16 protein-coding genes are annotated in these 18,111 nt (G+C 39.1%); 15 read left to right on the forward strand and 1 reads right to left on the reverse strand.

Annotated features, from left to right (window positions below; genetic code table 11):
- Positions 1-164 precede the first annotated feature (164 nt).
- The 14 genes from ftsW to ftsX all read left to right on the forward strand — a co-directional run bounded on the left by ftsW (position 165) and on the right by ftsX (position 14,050).
- Entirely contained in the window at positions 165-1,445 is a 1,281-nt protein-coding gene (gene ftsW / locus I2432_RS03900; protein WP_012678178.1) for a cell division peptidoglycan polymerase FtsW, read from the forward strand.
- Positions 1,446-1,791: 346 nt separating this feature from the next.
- Positions 1,792-2,652: an Rgg/GadR/MutR family transcriptional regulator gene (locus tag I2432_RS03905; protein ID WP_021320592.1), complete on the forward strand. Its 861-nt coding sequence runs from the start codon at positions 1,792-1,794 to the stop codon at positions 2,650-2,652.
- Positions 2,653-2,702: 50 nt separating this feature from the next.
- Positions 2,703-2,843, forward strand: coding sequence for an HGH motif RaS-RiPP peptide (locus I2432_RS03910; RefSeq protein ID WP_154231861.1), 141 nt, complete (start codon positions 2,703-2,705; stop codon positions 2,841-2,843).
- 72 nt (positions 2,844-2,915) lie between these two features.
- Positions 2,916-4,022 (forward strand): radical SAM protein, encoded by a 1,107-nt coding sequence (locus tag I2432_RS03915; protein WP_041790494.1) that lies wholly within the window; start codon positions 2,916-2,918, stop codon positions 4,020-4,022.
- Positions 3,976-5,061 carry a radical SAM/SPASM domain-containing protein gene (locus I2432_RS03920; protein WP_012678175.1) on the forward strand — a complete coding sequence of 362 codons (1,086 nt, stop codon included), beginning with the start codon at positions 3,976-3,978 and terminating at the stop codon, positions 5,059-5,061. The genes I2432_RS03915 and I2432_RS03920 overlap by 47 nt, the downstream gene beginning before the upstream one ends.
- Complete coding sequence (locus I2432_RS03925) at positions 5,048-5,308, forward strand: hypothetical protein (protein ID WP_012678174.1); 261 nt, start codon at positions 5,048-5,050, stop codon at positions 5,306-5,308. The genes I2432_RS03920 and I2432_RS03925 overlap by 14 nt, the downstream gene beginning before the upstream one ends.
- Entirely contained in the window at positions 5,301-6,200 is a 900-nt protein-coding gene (locus I2432_RS03930; protein ID WP_021320595.1) for an ABC transporter ATP-binding protein, read from the forward strand. Before I2432_RS03925 ends, I2432_RS03930 begins: the two co-directional genes overlap by 8 nt.
- Positions 6,190-6,930, forward strand: a complete 741-nt coding sequence (locus I2432_RS03935) for an ABC transporter permease (RefSeq protein ID WP_111690554.1) — start codon at positions 6,190-6,192, stop codon at positions 6,928-6,930. Before I2432_RS03930 ends, I2432_RS03935 begins: the two co-directional genes overlap by 11 nt.
- Positions 6,923-7,501, forward strand: a complete 579-nt coding sequence (locus tag I2432_RS03940; protein WP_154298852.1) for a hypothetical protein — start codon at positions 6,923-6,925, stop codon at positions 7,499-7,501. Before I2432_RS03935 ends, I2432_RS03940 begins: the two co-directional genes overlap by 8 nt.
- Positions 7,502-7,772: 271 nt before the next feature.
- On the forward strand, positions 7,773-9,329 hold the full coding sequence (locus I2432_RS03945; RefSeq protein ID WP_206156323.1) for an ATP-binding cassette domain-containing protein: 1,557 nt from the start codon (positions 7,773-7,775) through the stop codon (positions 9,327-9,329).
- A gap of 9 nt (positions 9,330-9,338) precedes the next feature.
- The gene (locus tag I2432_RS03950; protein ID WP_043052932.1) at positions 9,339-10,901 is read left to right on the forward strand and encodes an ATP-binding cassette domain-containing protein; all 1,563 of its coding nucleotides are present in this window, start codon (positions 9,339-9,341) and stop codon (positions 10,899-10,901) included.
- A 382-nt stretch (positions 10,902-11,283) separates the two neighbouring features.
- Positions 11,284-12,385, forward strand: a protein-coding gene (prfB, locus tag I2432_RS03955) for a peptide chain release factor 2 (protein ID WP_115266987.1) whose coding sequence is annotated in 2 segments (ribosomal slippage) — positions 11,284-11,355 and positions 11,357-12,385 — 1,101 coding nt in all. Because the reading frame shifts where the segments join, the coding sequence is not laid out codon by codon here.
- Positions 12,386-12,435: 50 nt separating this feature from the next.
- Positions 12,436-13,128 (forward strand): cell division ATP-binding protein FtsE, encoded by a 693-nt coding sequence (gene ftsE, locus I2432_RS03960; protein WP_012678167.1) that lies wholly within the window; start codon positions 12,436-12,438, stop codon positions 13,126-13,128.
- The gene (gene ftsX / locus I2432_RS03965; RefSeq protein WP_041785395.1) at positions 13,121-14,050 is read left to right on the forward strand and encodes a permease-like cell division protein FtsX; all 930 of its coding nucleotides are present in this window, start codon (positions 13,121-13,123) and stop codon (positions 14,048-14,050) included. Before ftsE ends, ftsX begins: the two co-directional genes overlap by 8 nt.
- A 536-nt stretch (positions 14,051-14,586) precedes the next feature.
- Here the strand turns inward: ftsX and I2432_RS03970 are convergent.
- A complete protein-coding gene (locus I2432_RS03970; RefSeq protein WP_111677937.1) occupies positions 14,587-15,228 on the reverse strand; it encodes an MBL fold metallo-hydrolase in 642 nt (213 codons plus the stop codon).
- Between the two features lie 336 nt (positions 15,229-15,564).
- Here I2432_RS03970 and I2432_RS03975 point away from each other — a divergent pair, with 336 nt between their 5' ends.
- Positions 15,565-18,042 carry a bifunctional DnaQ family exonuclease/ATP-dependent helicase gene (locus I2432_RS03975; protein WP_206156322.1) on the forward strand — a complete coding sequence of 826 codons (2,478 nt, stop codon included), beginning with the start codon at positions 15,565-15,567 and terminating at the stop codon, positions 18,040-18,042.
- Positions 18,043-18,111: the final 69 nt, after the last annotated feature.

The following is an 18,111-nucleotide window of genomic DNA, read 5'->3' on the forward strand; positions in this document are numbered from 1 at the left end:
GTTATAATGGCTTGTCTGTGTTTTTTAGATTGAGCGATTCCAAGGATACAGCAAGCTTTGTCTAGAGCCATGCTTGGCTAGGTGCTTGCAATGTATTTTTCCTTTGTTTTACCAATGAAAGATGATATAATGCTAATGATTATCTCAAGATTATAGGGGAAATGATGAAAATTGATAAAAGGCATTTGCTAAATTACTCCATATTACTACCTTATCTGATTTTATCTGTGATTGGGCTGATCATGGTTTATTCCACAACCAGTGTTAGCTTGATTCAGGCTCAGGCCAATCCATTTCGGTCAGTTGCCAATCAAGGGCTCTTTTGGGTTGTCAGCTTAGTTGCTATTACCTTTATTTACAAGCTAAAGCTGAATTTTTTGACCAATACCAAGGTTTTAACAATTGTTATGCTGCTTGAAATCCTGCTATTGATTGCTGCTCGCTTTTTTACGACAGCGATTAATGGCGCGCATGGCTGGATTGTCCTTGGACCTCTGAGGTTTCAGCCAGCAGAGTATCTGAAGATTATCATGGTTTGGTACCTAGCACTCACCTTTTCAAAGATGCAGGAAAAGATTCATCAGTATGATTATCAGGCCTTGACGCGTCGCAAATGGTGGCCAACAGAATGGGGTGACCTGCGTGATTGGCGTGTTTATTCCTTGATTATGATTGTGCTGGTTGCTGCGCAGCCTGATTTGGGCAATGCCTCTATTATCGTGTTGACAGCTATTATCATGTTTTCGGTCAGTGGTATAGGCTACCGTTGGTTTTCTGCCATTTTAGTGCTAATTACTGGTTTGTCAACTGCTTTTTTGGGAATGATTGCTGTCATTGGTGTTGAAAAGGTGGCTAAGATTCCAGTTTTTGGTTACGTTGCCAAGCGCTTTAGTGCTTTTTTCAATCCTTTTCGTGATTTGACAGATTCGGGACATCAGCTGGCTAATTCTTATTACGCCATGAGCAATGGTGGCTGGTTTGGCAGAGGGCTTGGAAATTCGATTGAAAAACGAGGCTATCTTCCAGAGGCACAGACAGATTTTGTCTTTTCTGTCGTGATTGAGGAGTTAGGACTGATTGGTGCAGGATTGATCCTTGCGCTTGTTTTCTTTCTTATTTTGAGAATCATGAATGTCGGGATTAAGGCTAAAAATCCCTTTAACGCCATGATGGCTCTTGGTGTTGGTGGCATGATGCTGATGCAGGTATTTGTTAACATTGGTGGCATTTCTGGCCTCATTCCTTCAACAGGGGTTACCTTTCCATTCTTATCACAGGGAGGAAACAGCCTGCTGGTCTTGTCTGTAGGGGTTGGCTTTGTCCTCAATATTGATGCCAATGAGAAGAAAGAGGATATTTTAAAAGAAGCAGAGCTATCCTACCGGAAGTCCGTCCGAGAGGAAAACAGTAATAGTAAGATTATTAATATTAATCAATTTCAGTAAAGAAGCTCCTTGTCAACTGTGGCGGGTGGCTTATAACAAACATTTAGAGAGGACCAGGTGGGTCTTTTCTTTTTGTCATCATAGCACGAAGTTAAATAAAAGAAAAGTCAGCATCTTTAAGTGCTGACGGATAGTGTAGGCTTATGATTCTAGTACAAACCACTCGTTAGGCAAATGGTTATAAGTAGCCTACAACGATGACAATAATTTCTTCTAATACCATCAAAAGAAGCATTAAAAAATGACGTTTGTTCATGTGATAATCCTCACTTCTGTTTTTCTATAGTGTATGTTATGATAGAACTAATGATAAGTCTTTCCCGTATGTACAAGTGAGGTGGTAGTTTTGAAACATTTTGGAAAACTTTTTAAGAAATTTAGAGAATCTCGTGGGTTGCTCTTGAAAGATGTCGCAAAGGCTGGTATATCAACATCTCAGTTGTCACGTTTTGAAAATGGAGAGACTGATTTAACGATTTCTAAGTTTATGAGTGCCTTAGATGAGATTAATATGCCTATTGATGAATTCATGTATGCGGTACATGATTTTCATCGCGATGAGTTAAACGAACTGTTGTCTAAAGTCCGTCATTTTGTGTCTACTCGCGATGTAGAAGGCATGAAAAAACTTCTATATTCTCAGATGGAGTCGGAGAATAAGCGCGAGAAATTTCATCAAATCAACACGATTTTGTTAAAAATTCGCTTGCAAGAGTTATCAGGGGAAACCTGTTATTCTGATCATGATCTATCTTATTTGACTGATTATCTTTTTAGTGTTGAATACTGGGGTTACTATGAGCTCTTGATTTTTTCCAATACATTAGATGTTCTAAAGCATGATGTATTTATGGTTTTGGCTAGAGAAATGTCTAGGCGGTCTGACTTTTATAGAGAAATACCAAATAATAGACGGCTCATTTCAACGATGTTGTTAAATGCTTATATCACATGTATTGGACAAGGAGAGCTAATTGATGCCTTGTATTTTGAAAAACAGTTAAACCAATGCTTTTTCATCGAAACAGAGGTTTATGAACGTCTGGTTTTCCAATATGCTCATCATCTTTACAAATACAAAAAAACTGGAGATTGTAAGGCTATTATTGAAATGAAAAAGTGTATTGCCGCAATGACATTGGCTGGAAGTAACCATTTAGCAAAGACTTATGAGGGACACTTGAAAAAAATCATAGCAAGCAAGTAGCAAGTGCAGATATGGGAATAGTGTTCAATAATTATTTCAGAAGGGTATAATTGGATCATCAAATTAAGGAGGAATTTATCATGCAAAATGATAGTCAAAAGGAATCAGAATCACTTGACTTATCAATTAATAAAATTGATTTGTCATCTGTTATTCTACTTTATGAGAGTTCAAAATCTCATGGGCACTAATTAATGATTAAGGGGGGGAGTTTTTTCCTCCTTAATTTTATAAATTTGTATTAATAATAAAGGAATTAGTAAATGGACGAACGCCTTTGGTTAACTAACTGGAATAAGTTATATATAAAAAACAAAATTGATTTAAAGGAGGCTATAATGCCTCTCTATATAGGATTCAAAATTACGGAAAATTGTAATCAAAGATGCAGACACTGCTGGGCTAGTAAAAATGTGATGGCACATTATACACTTGATGACATTAAAGCTGCATTAGGAAAAATCAAACAATTAAACCCTTATCACGTTACAATTACAGGCGGAGAACCATTGGTACATGACAATTGGTTCGAAATTTTACAATTTGCTAAAGATAACTTTCCAGTTGTTGAATTGTTCACTAACGGTGTACTTTTGAATGAGAATAACATTAGGCAACTGTCTGAACTTATGGAAGAATTAGACTATATTCAAATAAGTCTTGATGGATTACGAGAGAGCTATAATAGGCAACGAGGCTCGGATGATTTTAGTACAGTAATTAAAAATATTAAATATATTGTTCAATACGGTATTAATGTTCGAGTTAATATGACGGTTACACACTATAATATTGATGAGATAATGGAGGTTTATGAACTTGTTAGAAGCCTTGGAGTATCTTCATTTTCAGTATCTCCTGTGTATCCTTTAAGAAGAGGAGAAAAATTAGTACCTTTAGTAGATTATAACAGTTATCTATCTTTTGGAGAAAAATTGGAAAAAACTCACTCAGAACTTGAGAACGATATGAATTTGACGATAATCTATCCTATCGAGGTTCAATCAAAGTTGGCAGAATATACTAAGAAGAATGTTATTAATCAATTTAACACAGATTTATTACATTGGACTGTTGATGGGAAAGGGGATATTTTCCATTTTATGGATCAATTTCCATATAAAGAATTAAGAGTTGGGAATATATACGAAAATTCCTTGGTGGAACTCTCCAAAATGGATTTTCAAATTCAAAATAAAATACTATCACATTCCAGTAAAGGCTTGAAATGTGAAAATTGTAGTTTAGTAGCATCTTGTCCTGGCCTTGCCTATGCTAATTCTTTTCCAGAATTAGCATTTAGTTATAGAAGGTGTATTTTTAATGAGAAAGAAACATATACTAGAAGTATCACAAACTCTGGGGAGTGATTTTGATTTACCTTATTATATATATTCCAAAATAAAAAGAAATAAGACGGAAAAAGTTATATCTCCTCTTAAAATTGGTTTGAAAATTACCAATGCATGCTATTTTAGATGTCCGTACTGTTTTGTATCAAAAGAAGAAGATTACCTCTTGTTTGATCATTTGAAAATAATAATAGATAAACTACCTCAACTTCCGTTTGAAGTTTATCTAACTGGTGGTGAAGCTACTTTACATCCTGAGTTTCCTAAAATTGTGGATTATCTTGTTGATCTAGGAATTCTTGTAAAACTTCATACAACTGGGGTAATTACTGAAAAAAGTAGAAATTATATTATTTCTAATTTAGAAAAATTTTCTTCAATACAAATAAGCATTGATTCTATCAAGAATTTTGATAAACTTAGACCAAGTCATATTGTTATCAATCCTTTGGAACAAATATGTTCTTTTGTGCAGAAATGTTTAGATAGAGACTATAAAAAATTGTTAGTGAATATTGTTATTAGCTCGTTAAATATCCATGAGCTTGATGAGGTCATAGATTTTTGTTTTAAACAAGGATTGTTACGTATCCAATTATCTTCTATTTTTTCTATTCATAATAGATTATTAGTATCTGATGAAAAATATGCTGCACATTATAATAAATTGATAGAGAAATTTAGTTGTTTAGGTGTTCAATTTTTAACATCACCTTTTTGTCACCCATGGTCTCTTGCAATAAAGCATGGAATTGAATATCATTCCCCACTTTACTGTCCAGCTCAAAAAACGGAATTTGAGATTGATATGTATGGAGATGTCTATCCTTGTCCATTCTTACACGATAAAATTCACTTAATGGGAAATTTAATTTCTGATGATTTTGAAACTATTTGGTACTCTGGAGTAGAACAGTTAAATAGAAGGGCTTGGTCAAGTAATGATAGTTGTAAAAATTGTAAATTATTTAATGATTGCGGTGGAGGGTGCTATGCCATGGCATTTGTTTCACAGCTAGAATATGATAAGAGGTGTATATTACATGCAAATCAGTAAAAATTGGTTTATTAGATTTGAACCTAATTTTCAAACGACACAAAATACGATATTATTTAATAAAGTAAGCGGAGAGCTGTTTGAGGTAACAGAAGTTTACTATGATTGTATCAATTCTCTGAGAATTGGTGTCGATTTTCAAGCTCTTCTGATGGAAAAGTATGCTGTCAACGCAGGGGACGTGATTGACGTAGAAGATACGATTTTAAAAAATCTAATATCGCTAGGAGTAATTCTTAATGAGTGACATCACTATACGCCATGTCAAGAAAAGCTTTCATCATCAGGTAGTCTTAGATGTGCCTAGTTTTGATGTAAAGCGTGGAGAAATTGTTGCTATCGTTGGTGCAAATGGTGCAGGTAAATCAACTTTGATCAAAATGATCTCTGGTTTAATGCTGCAAGACACAGGATCTGTTTTGGTTTATCATCATAAAAATACTTCAGCAGCTATTCATCGTGATGTGAAATTTGTCTTAGAAAGTGGTAGGGGCTATTACGAGTATCTGACTGCAAATCAAAATATTGATTACTTTTTACATTTGAATAACCTGTCACGCAGCCAAGTCAAAGAAGAATTGGCAGAGTTGTGCCAAAAATTGGCTTTTAATCCCTATACTGATCGGTTGGTTTCTGAATTATCCCAAGGCACAAGACAAAAATTGTCTTTGATTATTGCTCTTCTTTGTCAGCCCAAGGTTCTGTGCTTAGATGAGCCAACAAATGGTCTAGATGTGGTTGCAAAAAAGCAATTTGCAACCTTGTTGCTTGAGCTTAGTCAAAAAAAGCAAACGATTATCCTGATGACGACTCATGATATCTTTTTTGTAAAAGAGCTATCAGCAAGAATTTGTGTCATGAGTAAAGGGAAGATCAAAAAACAGGGGAGTTTTTCAGAAATTTTCGGAGAAAACAACACGTGGATGAAATATAGAATCGGTATCCCTAAGTTTGAGAAGGCTAGTTTTGATCAGTTATTTCCTTTCTTAGCTTATCAGGTAGAAGATGAGAGATTAGTCGTCGAAGTGACAGATAGTCAGACAAAACATCATATCTTTGAGCATTTTGAGATTATATTTTTTGAAGAGGTTGAAAAAAGCATCGAAGAACTATTATATGAGGTTATTACTGATGATTAAAGAAATACAAAGGGAGTTGAAAAGACAATTGCAGGAGATGATGCAATTCAAATTCAATTTATTTTTTGCAAACTTTGGTATTTTGATCATGGTGTCATCTTATCTTCACTATTTTGAAGATACGCAAAGTCAGTTCTTGTTATTATGTCTATTATTCACTTGGTATTTTACGAGTCATAGCATCACACATCCAACCTTTTTTATTGAGGATGACCTTTATGATAGAACGTTGATCAGTGTTATTCAAAGCAGCAAGAGTGTTTTTCATGTCCTCATGCTTAAAATTATTGTTCAACTATTGGTGGATTTAGTTAAGGCAATACCTATTGTTATCATGTTATCACTCCTTAATAATATTGACTTTCCAGAAAGTAGCTTGAGGGTGATGGGAAGCTTTGTTGCCTGTTTTTTGACAGTCATTAGTACATACGGTCTTGGCTTTTGCTTATCCAGTCTCTGTTTTGTGTTTAATCGTACCTCCAGTGTTACTGCGTTAATTTCTTATTTCATGCTATACTTTACCGGCATACTAACGCCATTAGATGGCTCACTTGGTCTTATTGGAAAAATGTTCCCTTATTATGCTTTGAGAAATGCTATTATGTCCCCTTCATATCAAAGCGTATGTTGGATTGTGGCTTACGGTGTGATATATTGGTCGGTCGGTACGTTATTGTTTTCTAGGGCATTGACAATGGCTAAAAAAAGAGGGAGTCTTTTTCATGTTTAGTGAAATGAAACGATATATGACTTATAGGGTGCGCTATTTATTTAATAGTATTTGTGATGTGATCTATTCTTTTATTTTTATTACCGGCATTATTGTGATCGTTGATAGTAAAGCACCGATCAATATCTTGTATTTCTTTACATACTATTTGATCACTAATGTGATTTTGCTAGCTAATGAAGAGCTAGAGTATGAAATTCGTACCAATCAATACATGAATATCAAAACAACAAAACAGACGCCCTTGATGATTTATATCTATCGATCAGGAACCTATTTTATCTGGTCAGCACTTATTTTTCTGATGTCAATCAGTTTAGCGCAAATTTTTTTCAAGGGTAAATGGCTGTTTCCCACATTGACTGTATTGGAAGTGATTTTAATGTTAATGGTTAATGGTGTTGTAGCCTTGGTTTTGTATATTTTGGCGATTAAACTAACAGAACGTTTTAAAAGGGTTTCTGTTTTCTTGCATTTGATGAATACCTTAATGTTATTTTATTCTGGTTTAGTATTTCCTGTCCCCTTTTTTACTTATGCAAATGTGTTGGATTTTATAGTAGGTATATGAGGCATAGAAGCGAAGTTCAATGAGAAAGTCTTTTTCAGTCTTGGGGCAACATCAATTTGAAATACAGCTAAAGAAAAGGTTAGGTGTAGACAATACCGTTGTCATGACAAGTCATCAAAATGATGATAGCTTACATCTGTTTTAGCATCTTTGGCCTGTTTCAGAATGAAATACTCTTTGTCAAGCATATGCAAAATAGATGAGCAGTTTGACAATATACTGGTGATTGCCGAGGTTTAGAAAGCCATTATAGAATCTTTTGAGGAGTGCTATGAAAAAATTATTATCTTATCTTGGGAGATTTCGTTATTTTGCCCTTCTGGTGTTTATGCTGGGGGGATTTTCTAGTATTTTACAATCACTTGTTATTCAAAGAGTTATTGCCATTGATACGGTATCAGATTTTAGGTCTCTTTGGAAACTCTTTATTGTGGGGCTTTTGACCTATCTATTATTTTATGGATTGGAATTTGGTGCCAATGTGGTTTATGATGTGGCTTGTAAGCGGATCATGTTAGCTTTACGAGATAAGCTGACGAGAAAGCTGCTACTATCGGGTCAAGCAATAGACCAGCATGAGGCAACGAATTTTCTTAGTCAGGACCTAGAGTTTTTCTATGATAACTATGTCACACAAGTCATGCGTCTGCCTAAGGATGGGATGATTTTTCTTGTCGTGGCGATATACCTGATTACATTGAACCCGCTTCTTGCCTTTCTTTTTATTGTAGGTTCTTTGTTACGTCCCTTGCCTCAGTTATTTTTGACCCAAACAACAGAATCCCTAGGGAAAAGGCAGAGTGATGAGCGCGAACGTTCCATGTCCTTAATAATGGATTATGTGAATGGTAGTAGTACTCTATTACATCATCAGGCCTTTGAAAGTACCTATGATCAATTAGCAAATCAGGTCTTAACCTACGAGACTGCTCGTCGTAACTATTATTACCTGTCCAATTTTCTTTTTTTCTGTAATGGTCTGACTCAATTTTTAGGTAGAGTAGTGCCGATTGGCCTTTATTTTTTATTACCAATGGTTTTTGGTCATATCCCAGTATCGTCACTTATCGCCATGTTTATGGCATCAAATCATTTAGCGAATCCCTTGCAAAATATGATGTATGCCACTTTTAGCATGCAGGCCGCAGTCTCTGTAAAAGCTAAGATTGATGATATGATGGATCAGGTAGCTGATGAAGCAGAAACTCCTTATGTACCATATTTTAAAGCTCTGGCTTTGGAAGGGATCACAAAGTCCTATGGCGCCAAGCTGATCCTTAAGGATTTTTCCTATACCTTTGAACAGGGGAAAAAATATTTGATAAAGGGTGCCAGTGGTAGAGGTAAGTCGACTCTGTTACACATTATTAAGGGAGCTGCTGTTGACTCAGGTAAAATAGCGTTTATCACCAAAGACAAGCAATCATTTGAAAACTATCAAGCTAACGTTGGCATGGTGAATCAGGCTCCTTTTCTCTTTAATGGCACCTTGGAAGAAAATGTCTGTCTGAATCAGGAGTTTTCCAAGGAGGATATCCTTGCTGTCTTGGACCAAGTTCACCTGTTGGAGGAATTACCAGCTGGTCTAGGCTTTCAGATAGAAAATAATGGAACCAACATTTCGGGTGGCCAGCGAGTGCGCATAGAATTGGCTCGATTTTTGCTACGTCAGAAGGATATTTTATTGCTTGATGAGGTCACAGCAGCCTTGGACAAGGACAATGCTCGGCGAGTAAGGGAGCTGATTTTTTCTCTTCCTATTACCATCATTGAGGTGGCTCATCATGTGGATCAAGCTATAGCTTATGATGATATGATAGAATTGTAGGTGATTAAGATGTTTAAGTATTTTAATAAATATCTAGTGACACTAACGCTTGTTGCATGTGCCTTAAACAGTCTTGTCTTTCTGATTGAACCCTTGATCACTAGTAAGATTTTTGATTTAACGTCCTTAAATAATCATCAAGACACCTTGTCCTTTTTAGGCTATGGTCTGACCTTATACGTGGTCTTATATTCTGTTATGTTCATTGCTAATCTTCTGATCAACCATATCATGACGATTGGGTGTGGTAGAATCAGGCTGCGTCTCTATCAGAATTTAATCTTAAATCATCGGGAGATGAGTCATGACAAGAAAATTTCTATGCTGACTCAAGATGTAGAATATTATCTATGGAATCACATCAGCCCTAGCATTCTTCTCGTATCACACGTGAGTAATGTCCTCCTGCTCAGTGCTTACCTGTTATCAAAAAACATGCTAATTGGTCTTATTTTTATTGCATGCGCTTTTGTATTTTTAGTGGTTCAGCATGTGATTGGTCAAAAGGCAGAGCAAAAAGGTAGTGAGCTGGCAGTAGCGAGACAAAAGCTGCTTGGCTTATTAAGTGATGTGGTTGCGGGGCGTTCGACATTGACTCAAAATCAAGCTCTTTTTGCTAGCCTCAAACAGGTAAAAAAACAGTCAGAGCATTATGAGAGCTCACGTCAAGGATTTGAGATATTTAGGTCTTTCTTTACCCTATTGGCACATCTGATGCTGTTTATTTCTCAATTTTTGCCCATTTTTTTAGGCTTAGCCTTAACCTTATTAGGTGTTAAGCTGAGAACAACTGATCTTATTGCCATGTTTATTGCAGCAACACGCTTAGAACAGCCACTCAAAAATATTGTTGATGATATTTTTAGGCTTAATGGTGCAAAAGCCATTGCCAAGCATTTTGAGACACTTTTAGAGCAGCCTATTCCAAAATATCAGTCGCATGCTATGACAGGTGATCCTTTTGAATGTTTAGATGGTCATCATCTGGCGAAATCATTTGCAGGTAGGACCTTATTTTCCGATCTCTCTTTTCATTTTGAGAAGGGAAAGAAATACTTGATTAAGGGACCAAGTGGATCTGGTAAATCCACACTCTTTAAGCTTATCTTACAGGAGATGAGTCCTGATGAGGGGACACTAGATATGGTATTGGCTGGAGGTCAGACGACTGATAATTACCACCATCGCATAGGGCTGATTGCGCAGTCGCCTTATCTTTTTAACGATAGCATTCGGTATAATTTGACCTTGGGGGAGGCGTTTTCTGATGAGTTGCTTTTAGAAAAGCTAGAACAGGTTGGCTTGACTGATGAATTTGACGATATTTTAAACTACCAAATTGTTAATAACGGAGAAAATATCTCAGGTGGTCAAAAGACACGTCTTGAAATCGCAAGAAGCCTCATTAGACAAAAAGATGTTCTTCTAGCAGATGAAGTGACGGCTCCACTTGATGTCAACAATGCTAAAACTATCCGACAGCTACTATTTAGTTTACCGGTAACAGTTATTGAAATTGCTCATCATATTGATGACACCTTTATCTATGACGGTGATATTGATTTATCGTAGAAAATATCATCACATTGCTTAGAAATAATAATTGATGCTTATGAAATTGTCATTCACACAGTGAATGGCTTTTTCTTAGGCTAAATTCTCCACGTGGAGCTTGATCCGATAGGCTATCTGAGAAAAAAAGCTAACAACAGCCATGTTTTTTTTGGCTATGACTGTTCTAATACGAGCTGCCTCTAACTGCTGGTATATAAGAGGTGACATGATTGTCACAATTCGTCATCATTTTGTCGTTAAGTTTTTACATAGATTTCTTATGCTAGTCATGGTAGAGCTCCTTACCCTAAAAAGAAGGGAATTTAGCTGATGGGAAATAGCAATTCTAAAGCCTTTATGATAAAATGAAAAAAGACACTATAATAGAAGAGGTAACTGTATGGAAGTGGCAGAAATGCGCCAGCAAATAGTAGAAAACAAAGAGAAGTTGACTAGCTTCAGGAGGTCTCTTTGACTTAGAGCGCTTGGAAGAGGACATAGCTCTTTTAGAAAATAAGATGACAGAGCCTGATTTTTGGAATGATAATATGGCAGCTCAAAAAACCTCTCAGGAATTAAATGAGCTCAAGCTAACCTATCAAACCTTTCATAATATGCAGGAGCTATCTGATGAGACAGAGCTTTATTTAGAAATGCTTGATGAGGACGATAGCGTCAAGGAAGAGCTAGAAGCAAGCCTTACCAGACTTAGCCAGATGCTAGCAAGCTACGAGATGACGTTGCTCTTGTCTGAGCCTTATGACCATAGCAATGCAATCCTAGAAATTCACCCAGGTTCAGGTGGCACTGAGGCACAGGACTGGGCAGATATGCTTTTTCGCATGTATACTCGCTTTGGAAATGCCAAGGGCTTTAAGGTAGAAACTCTGGACTATCAAGCAGGGGACGAAGCAGGAATAAAGTCTGTGACTCTTTCTATTGAAGGACCAAATGCTTATGGCTTCTTAAAGTCAGAAATGGGGGTGCATCGTCTGGTGCGTATTTCTCCTTTTGACTCTGCTAAGCGTCGTCACACCTCCTTTGTTTCAGTTGAAGTCATGCCAGAGCTTGATGATACCATCGAGGTGGAGATACGTGATGATGACATTAAGATGGACACCTTCCGCTCAGGTGGTGCTGGTGGGCAAAATGTCAACAAGGTCTCAACTGGGGTACGCTTGACCCATATCCCAACAGGAATCGTAGTGGCGTCAACAGTTGACCGCACCCAATATGGCAACCGTGATCGCGCTATGAAAATGCTTCAAGCCAAGCTTTATCAGTTAGAGCAGGAGAAAAAGGCAGAAGAGGTCAATGCCCTCAAGGGAGATAAAAAGGAGATCACCTGGGGCAGTCAGATCAGGTCCTATGTCTTTACGCCTTATACGATGGTGAAGGATCATCGTACCAATTTTGAGGTGGCTCAGGTTGATAAGGTGATGGACGGAGATATTGAGGGTTTTATTGACGCTTATCTCAAATGGCGCATGGGTGAGGATTAAAGTGATCCCCACTCAGATAAACACTAACAGCTTAGAGAAGGAAGAATAAGATGGCATTAATTGAAATGAAGGGTGTTTCTAAGAAATACCGTCGCTCGACAACAGCTCTGAGAGACATTAATGTCTCAGTCAATCAAGGGGAATTTGTCTATATTGTTGGTCCATCAGGAGCTGGTAAATCAACCTTTATCAAGCTTCTTTATCGCGAAGAAAAGCTAAGCTCAGGCAGCCTAAAAGTGGGTGAGTTTGACTTAACCAAGCTAAGAGGACGTGAGGTTCCAATTTTACGTCGCAGCATTGGTGTTGTTTTTCAGGATTATAAGTTGCTCCCTAAAAAAACGGTCTTTGAAAATGTTGCCTATGCTATGGAGGTTATCGGAGAGAGACGTCGCCATATCAAAAAGCGTGTTCCTGAGGTTCTAGACCTTGTCGGGTTAAAGCATAAGATGCGCTCCTTTCCCAATCAATTGTCAGGTGGTGAGCAGCAGCGTGTTGCGATTGCACGCGCTATTGTGAACAATCCCAAGCTCCTCATTGCAGATGAGCCTACAGGCAATTTGGATCCGGAAATTTCTTGGGAAATCATGCACCTGCTTGAGCGTATCAATCTACAGGGGACAACGATATTAATGGCAACGCATAACAGTCATATCGTTAATACTCTTCGCCATCGCGTGGTTGCGATTGAAAATGGGCGTATTGTCCGCGATGAGGAGAAAGGAGACTATGGTTACGATGATTAGACATTTTTTCCGTCATATCTGGGAATCTATCAAAAATTTAAGGCGTAATCTCCTCATGACCTTTGCGTCAGTCAGTATGGTGACCGTCACCTTAACCCTGCTTGGGGTCTTTGCTGCAACCCTGCTGAACATTCAACGTGTCGCTTCTGGCGTGGAAAACAACATTCAAATCAATGCTTATTTGCAGGTTGATTCGACAGATGCTGCCAAGGTGGTTCAGTCGATTAATGGAGAGCAGGTGAATAACGAGAATTACCATAAGATTTATGATCAGATTGCAGGGCTAAAGGGCGTTGAGAGGATTATTTTCTCAAGCAAGGACGAGCAGCTGCAAAAGCTACAGGATAGTCTGGGCGATGTCTGGGGCATGTACAACGAGGATAGCAATCCCCTGCAAGACATCTATATCGTGGAAACCAAGACCCCTAAGCAGGTCAAATCAGTCACTAAGGCTATCAAAAAGATTCAAGGGATTGAAGATGCGGACTATGGTGGTATCAATTCGGATAAGCTCTTTAAGTTTTCAAAGCTGATCCAAACATGGGGCATTATTGGAACGCTGTTGCTCTTGTTTATTGCAATCTTTCTGATTTCCAATACCATTCGCATGACTATCATGTCTCGTCAGCGCGATATTGCGATCATGCGTCTGGTTGGTGCGAAAAATTCTTATATTCGTGGCCCGTTCTTTTTTGAAGGGGCATGGGTTGGTCTGCTTGGTGCGATATTGCCATCGTTGATTCTTTATTATGGCTACGAGTTTGCCTACAAGCATTTCACCCCAGAATTGCAGCATAATAGCCTATCTATGTACCCTATCAATCCATATGTTTATTACTTGATTGGTCTGCTTTTTGTGATTGGTATTATCATTGGATCACTAGGGTCAGTCTTATCTATGAGACGCTACCTTAAGTTTTAATTGAAAGAGCTTCTAGCCTGTGTGCCTGGACTGGTACCCTGCGGTTAGGGCTCTTTTTGCTTTTGGGGCAATGCTTGCTAGGTAAACAACAACAGAGGCTGGGACAAAATGAGCTGCACTTTAGCAATCCTCAACGGATATCTCTTATTGCCTAGTCTCATTCATTAAAAAGCGAACAAGACTAGCCTTCTGTATCTCAGAAAACTTGTCTTGTTCGTTTGTTTTATTTGGGATCAGCCTTTTGCCCCAGTTTTGATGTTATGGCTAATGTAGATGTGTTTAGATAGCAAAAGCAGCCAGCACTTGAGGTGCCCTATCTAGGACTTCAGCTATAGTCTTTCTGGCAGGCTGGCACACCTTCAAATAGCACTGACTTATCGGACCATGAGGAGATCTTCTGCTTGTAGTAGCTGGCTTGTAGTGATCGACAGGTGCTAAGTCAAATTAGCCATCCTGATGGACTGGAGTCATAGCTTTTGCTGCTGCGACTGGTTGGGCATAGACTGGGCTTGTCAATTAATCTCGGTAGCTTGAGCTTATCGCTGTCTCAGAAAGGGATTGCTATTTTTTTCATGGCTAATAGTGGTAGCTGAGCCATGCCCCGGATAAATCTGATAATGGTTAGGAAGTTTTAGCAGCTTATCACGAATGCTAGCAAGCAGCTGTTCAAGATTTCCAGTCGGCAAATCTGTTCTACCAATGCTTTCTCTAAACAGAGCATCGCCAGTAAACACCGCCTCCTCCTGTTCAAAGATAAAGGAAACACCACCGGCAGAGTGTCCTGGTGTTGGCACTACTGAAAAGTGAAATCCAGCCAGCTGATAAGGTGTCTGATACTGAAAGAGCTTTTCTGCTGGTTTGCAGATGATATCAGGCAGATCAGCGTGACGTATCAGCCCTGACAGGTTCATTTCTGGTTTATAAAGCCAGTCCGCCTCCTCCTTGGCAACATAGACAGGAGGGTGCTGGCAGCTCTCTCTCACCAGCTCTAGGCTCATAATGTGATCATAATGCGTATGAGTCAGTAGAATAGCAGCAACAGGCTTATTGATGGCATGGATTTGTGATAAGATAGCCTGCCCCTTGCTTCCTGGGTCAATGACTAAAATAGCCTCGTCATTGACAAGAAGGTAAGTGTTTTCACCCGCAACGAGATTCATCAGTGTCATAATAGTCATACCCTTAGTTTACCAAAATCTGACTCAAAAGACAGCTCAAAACCACCTCTTTTGATAAAAGTGATCTGTTTAATGGTTTTGATGGCTAAGCCAAGAGAGCTCCAGCTTAAAGGCTGCTTTTTTTAATTAATAGGAGCAAAAAGGAGTTGCCTCAGTGTTAACAGCTAATCAGGGCATTAGCTCTCTAGTGTCATAGCAAGGAAGTAGGCTGTGACGATTAAAAGGCTTGATAACTAGCTTTTTATGATACTGACTAGCCCTATTGAGCTGAGCTAAGACTGGTATTGTCAGATTTAGGCAAAGCCTGTCAGAAAACGTGCTATAATAGATAGTACTATGATCAATGAGTTTTCACAAAAATATGCTGTGATTGACCTGGAAGCCACTAGCCCAGGTCCAACAGCGTCTATTATTCAGGTTGGCATTGTGATCGTTGAAGGAAAAGAAATCGTTGATTCGTATCAAACTGATATTAATCCTCATGAGCCCTTGTCAGACCATATCAAAGCACTCACAGGTATTACAGACCAGCAGCTAGCTCAGGCACCGGATTTTTCACAGGTAGCAAGAACCATTTTTGAGCTAATTGAGGACTGTGTTTTTGTTGCTCATAATGTCACCTTTGACGCCAATTTGTTGGCAGAAGCCTTATTTTTGGAGGGCTATGATCTCCTCACTCCTAGAGTGGATACTGTTGAGCTGGCTCAGATTTTTTACCCCAGCCTAGAAAAATACAGCCTTAGCCACCTATCAGAGGTGCTAGACCTAAACCTATCTGATGCTCATACCGCTATTGCTGATGCTCAGGCGACTGCTAACTTATTTATCAAGCTGCTTCACAAGATAGAGAGCTTGCCAAGAGAATGCTTGGAGACTCTTTTGCTGTATGCTGATAGTCTGTTATATGAGACAGCTATGATTGTGAGACAAGCCCTTGCAGTCAGTCGGCCTTATTCTACGAGTGACTACATCAAGATTAATCAGATCTTGCTAAAAAAGCCGGATCAGCTAACAAAGCCCTATCAATTATCCCAGTCCTTTGAGATTAATGCGGCCCTCTTAGCCCTTGAGGAGCGCCCCAAGCAGCTCAGCTTTGCAAAGATTGTCGAGGAGACTCTTTTTCAGACCGAGCCAGCCTTTATCGAGGCTCAGGCAGGCATTGGCAAAACCTATGGCTACTTACTGCCTCTCCTTGCACAGAAGCATCAGACCCAAATCTTGGTTAGTGTGCCAACCAAGCTGCTACAGGACCAAATCATGGCTAATGAGGTGAGGGCTATTCAGGAGCAGTTTCACATCGACTGCCATAGTATCAAGGGGCCTGCTAATTACATCAAGCTAGACAGCTTTCAAGAGAGCCTCAATCAGCTTGATGACAACCGCTTGGTTAATCGCTATAAAATGCAATTGCTGGTTTGGCTTTTGGAAACAAGAACTGGTGATCTAGATGAAATCAAGCAAAAGCAACGGTTTGCAGCTTACTTTGACCAGATCAAGCATGATGGCAGTATCCAGCAGACCTCGCCCTTTTACGCTTATGATTTTTGGCAACAAAGCTATCAAAGGGCTAAGTCAGCTCGCCTGCTGATCACCAATCATGCCTATTTTTTACACCGGATTCAGGACGATAAGGCATTTGCCAAGGGTAAGATTCTAGTCTTTGATGAAGCTCAGGCCTTAATGCTGCAGCTAGAGGAGCTAGCTCATCAGCGACTGAATATAGCTGATACGCTCCAAGAGCTTCAAGACCAACTAGCTGCGCCAAACAGCTTACTTGAACAACGCTTGTTAGAAGGCATTGCCTTTGAGCTCAATCAATTAAGCAGTCATTATCACCAGGGGGAGGGGGAGGAGAAGCAGCAAGCTCAAGTCTCACAGCATTTGCTGCGGCTGCAAGAGCATGTCAAGGAGCTAGGTGCTGCAGCTTCTCAGAGCCTCAAGCAGCTGTTCAAGCAGCAGGAAATGGATTATTGGGTGAGCAGTGAGCAGCAGGCTGACAAGCGCCAAACCTTTTTAAATGGTAGCAGCAGGACGGTCCTTCAGTTTAAAGCATTGCTACCGGAGGTTTTTAAGGCCTACTTTGTCTCAGCTACTCTACAGATTAGCCCTAGCATTAGCTTGGCTGATTTATTGGGCTTTGACACTTATTCTTATCACCAGCTGGCTAAGGAGAAGAGCACTCAGCAATTGGTTGTCATTGACCAAGACATGCCCTTGATTAAGGACTTGACTGACGAGGCTTACACACAGGCCATAGCAGCAAGACTGTTAGTGCTTCATCAGCAACAGCAGGTACCTATCTTAGTGCTCTTTAATGCTAAAAAGCACATGCTCATGGTTTCTGACTATTTAGAGGCTAATCAGGTGCAGCACTTGACACAAGGCAAAAACGGCACAGCCTATCAAATCAAAAAGCGCTTCGATCGTGGCGAGCAATCAATGCTGCTAGGGCTTGCAGCCTTTTGGGAGGGAGCTGACTTTGTCCATGCTGATCGCATGATAGAGGTCATTACCCGCCTGCCCTTTGACAATCCAGAGGATATTGCTACTCAGAAAATGCAGCGTCACCTGCAAGCAATGGGAAAGCAGCCCTTTAATGATTATTTTCTGCCGATGATGATCTTAAGGTTAAAGCAGGCGCTTGGTCGAACTCTGCGTCGAAAAGAACAGAAATCAGCAGTTTTGATCTTAGATCGCCGCATTCTGACCATGTCCTATGGTCAGACCATTTTGCACAGCCTAGAAGAGAAATTCCTGATATCACAACAAAATTTCCATGATAGTCTAGCAGAAATAGGCGATTTTTTGATATAATAGGAAAGATCATATGCAAAGGAGCTGAAATTGGACAAGCACACAAGGCTCAAAACAGTTTTATATCAA

Origin of the sequence: Streptococcus equi subsp. zooepidemicus (genome assembly GCF_015689395.1) — a bacterium.
Lineage (GTDB): Bacteria > Bacillota > Bacilli > Lactobacillales > Streptococcaceae > Streptococcus > Streptococcus equi.

What these genes read in the sequence shown, in the direction of transcription:
- I2432_RS03930 (WP_021320595.1), top strand. Translation starts at nt 5,301, where the DNA reads ATGAGTGACATCACTATACGCCATGTCAAGAAAAGCTTTCATCATCAG.
- I2432_RS03915 (WP_041790494.1), top strand. Translation starts at nt 2,916, where the DNA reads ATGGACGAACGCCTTTGGTTAACTAACTGGAATAAGTTATATATAAAA.
- I2432_RS03920 (WP_012678175.1), top strand. Translation starts at nt 3,976, where the DNA reads ATGAGAAAGAAACATATACTAGAAGTATCACAAACTCTGGGGAGTGAT.
- I2432_RS03925 (WP_012678174.1), top strand. Translation starts at nt 5,048, where the DNA reads ATGCAAATCAGTAAAAATTGGTTTATTAGATTTGAACCTAATTTTCAA.
- I2432_RS03940 (WP_154298852.1), top strand. Translation starts at nt 6,923, where the DNA reads ATGTTTAGTGAAATGAAACGATATATGACTTATAGGGTGCGCTATTTA.
- ftsW (WP_012678178.1), top strand. Translation starts at nt 165, where the DNA reads ATGAAAATTGATAAAAGGCATTTGCTAAATTACTCCATATTACTACCT.
- ftsE (WP_012678167.1), top strand. Translation starts at nt 12,436, where the DNA reads ATGGCATTAATTGAAATGAAGGGTGTTTCTAAGAAATACCGTCGCTCG.
- I2432_RS03975 (WP_206156322.1), top strand. Translation starts at nt 15,565, where the DNA reads ATGATCAATGAGTTTTCACAAAAATATGCTGTGATTGACCTGGAAGCC.
- I2432_RS03950 (WP_043052932.1), top strand. Translation starts at nt 9,339, where the DNA reads ATGTTTAAGTATTTTAATAAATATCTAGTGACACTAACGCTTGTTGCA.
- I2432_RS03945 (WP_206156323.1), top strand. Translation starts at nt 7,773, where the DNA reads ATGAAAAAATTATTATCTTATCTTGGGAGATTTCGTTATTTTGCCCTT.
- I2432_RS03970 (WP_111677937.1), bottom strand. Translation starts at nt 15,228, where the DNA reads ATGACTATTATGACACTGATGAATCTCGTTGCGGGTGAAAACACTTAC.
- ftsX (WP_041785395.1), top strand. Translation starts at nt 13,121, where the DNA reads ATGATTAGACATTTTTTCCGTCATATCTGGGAATCTATCAAAAATTTA.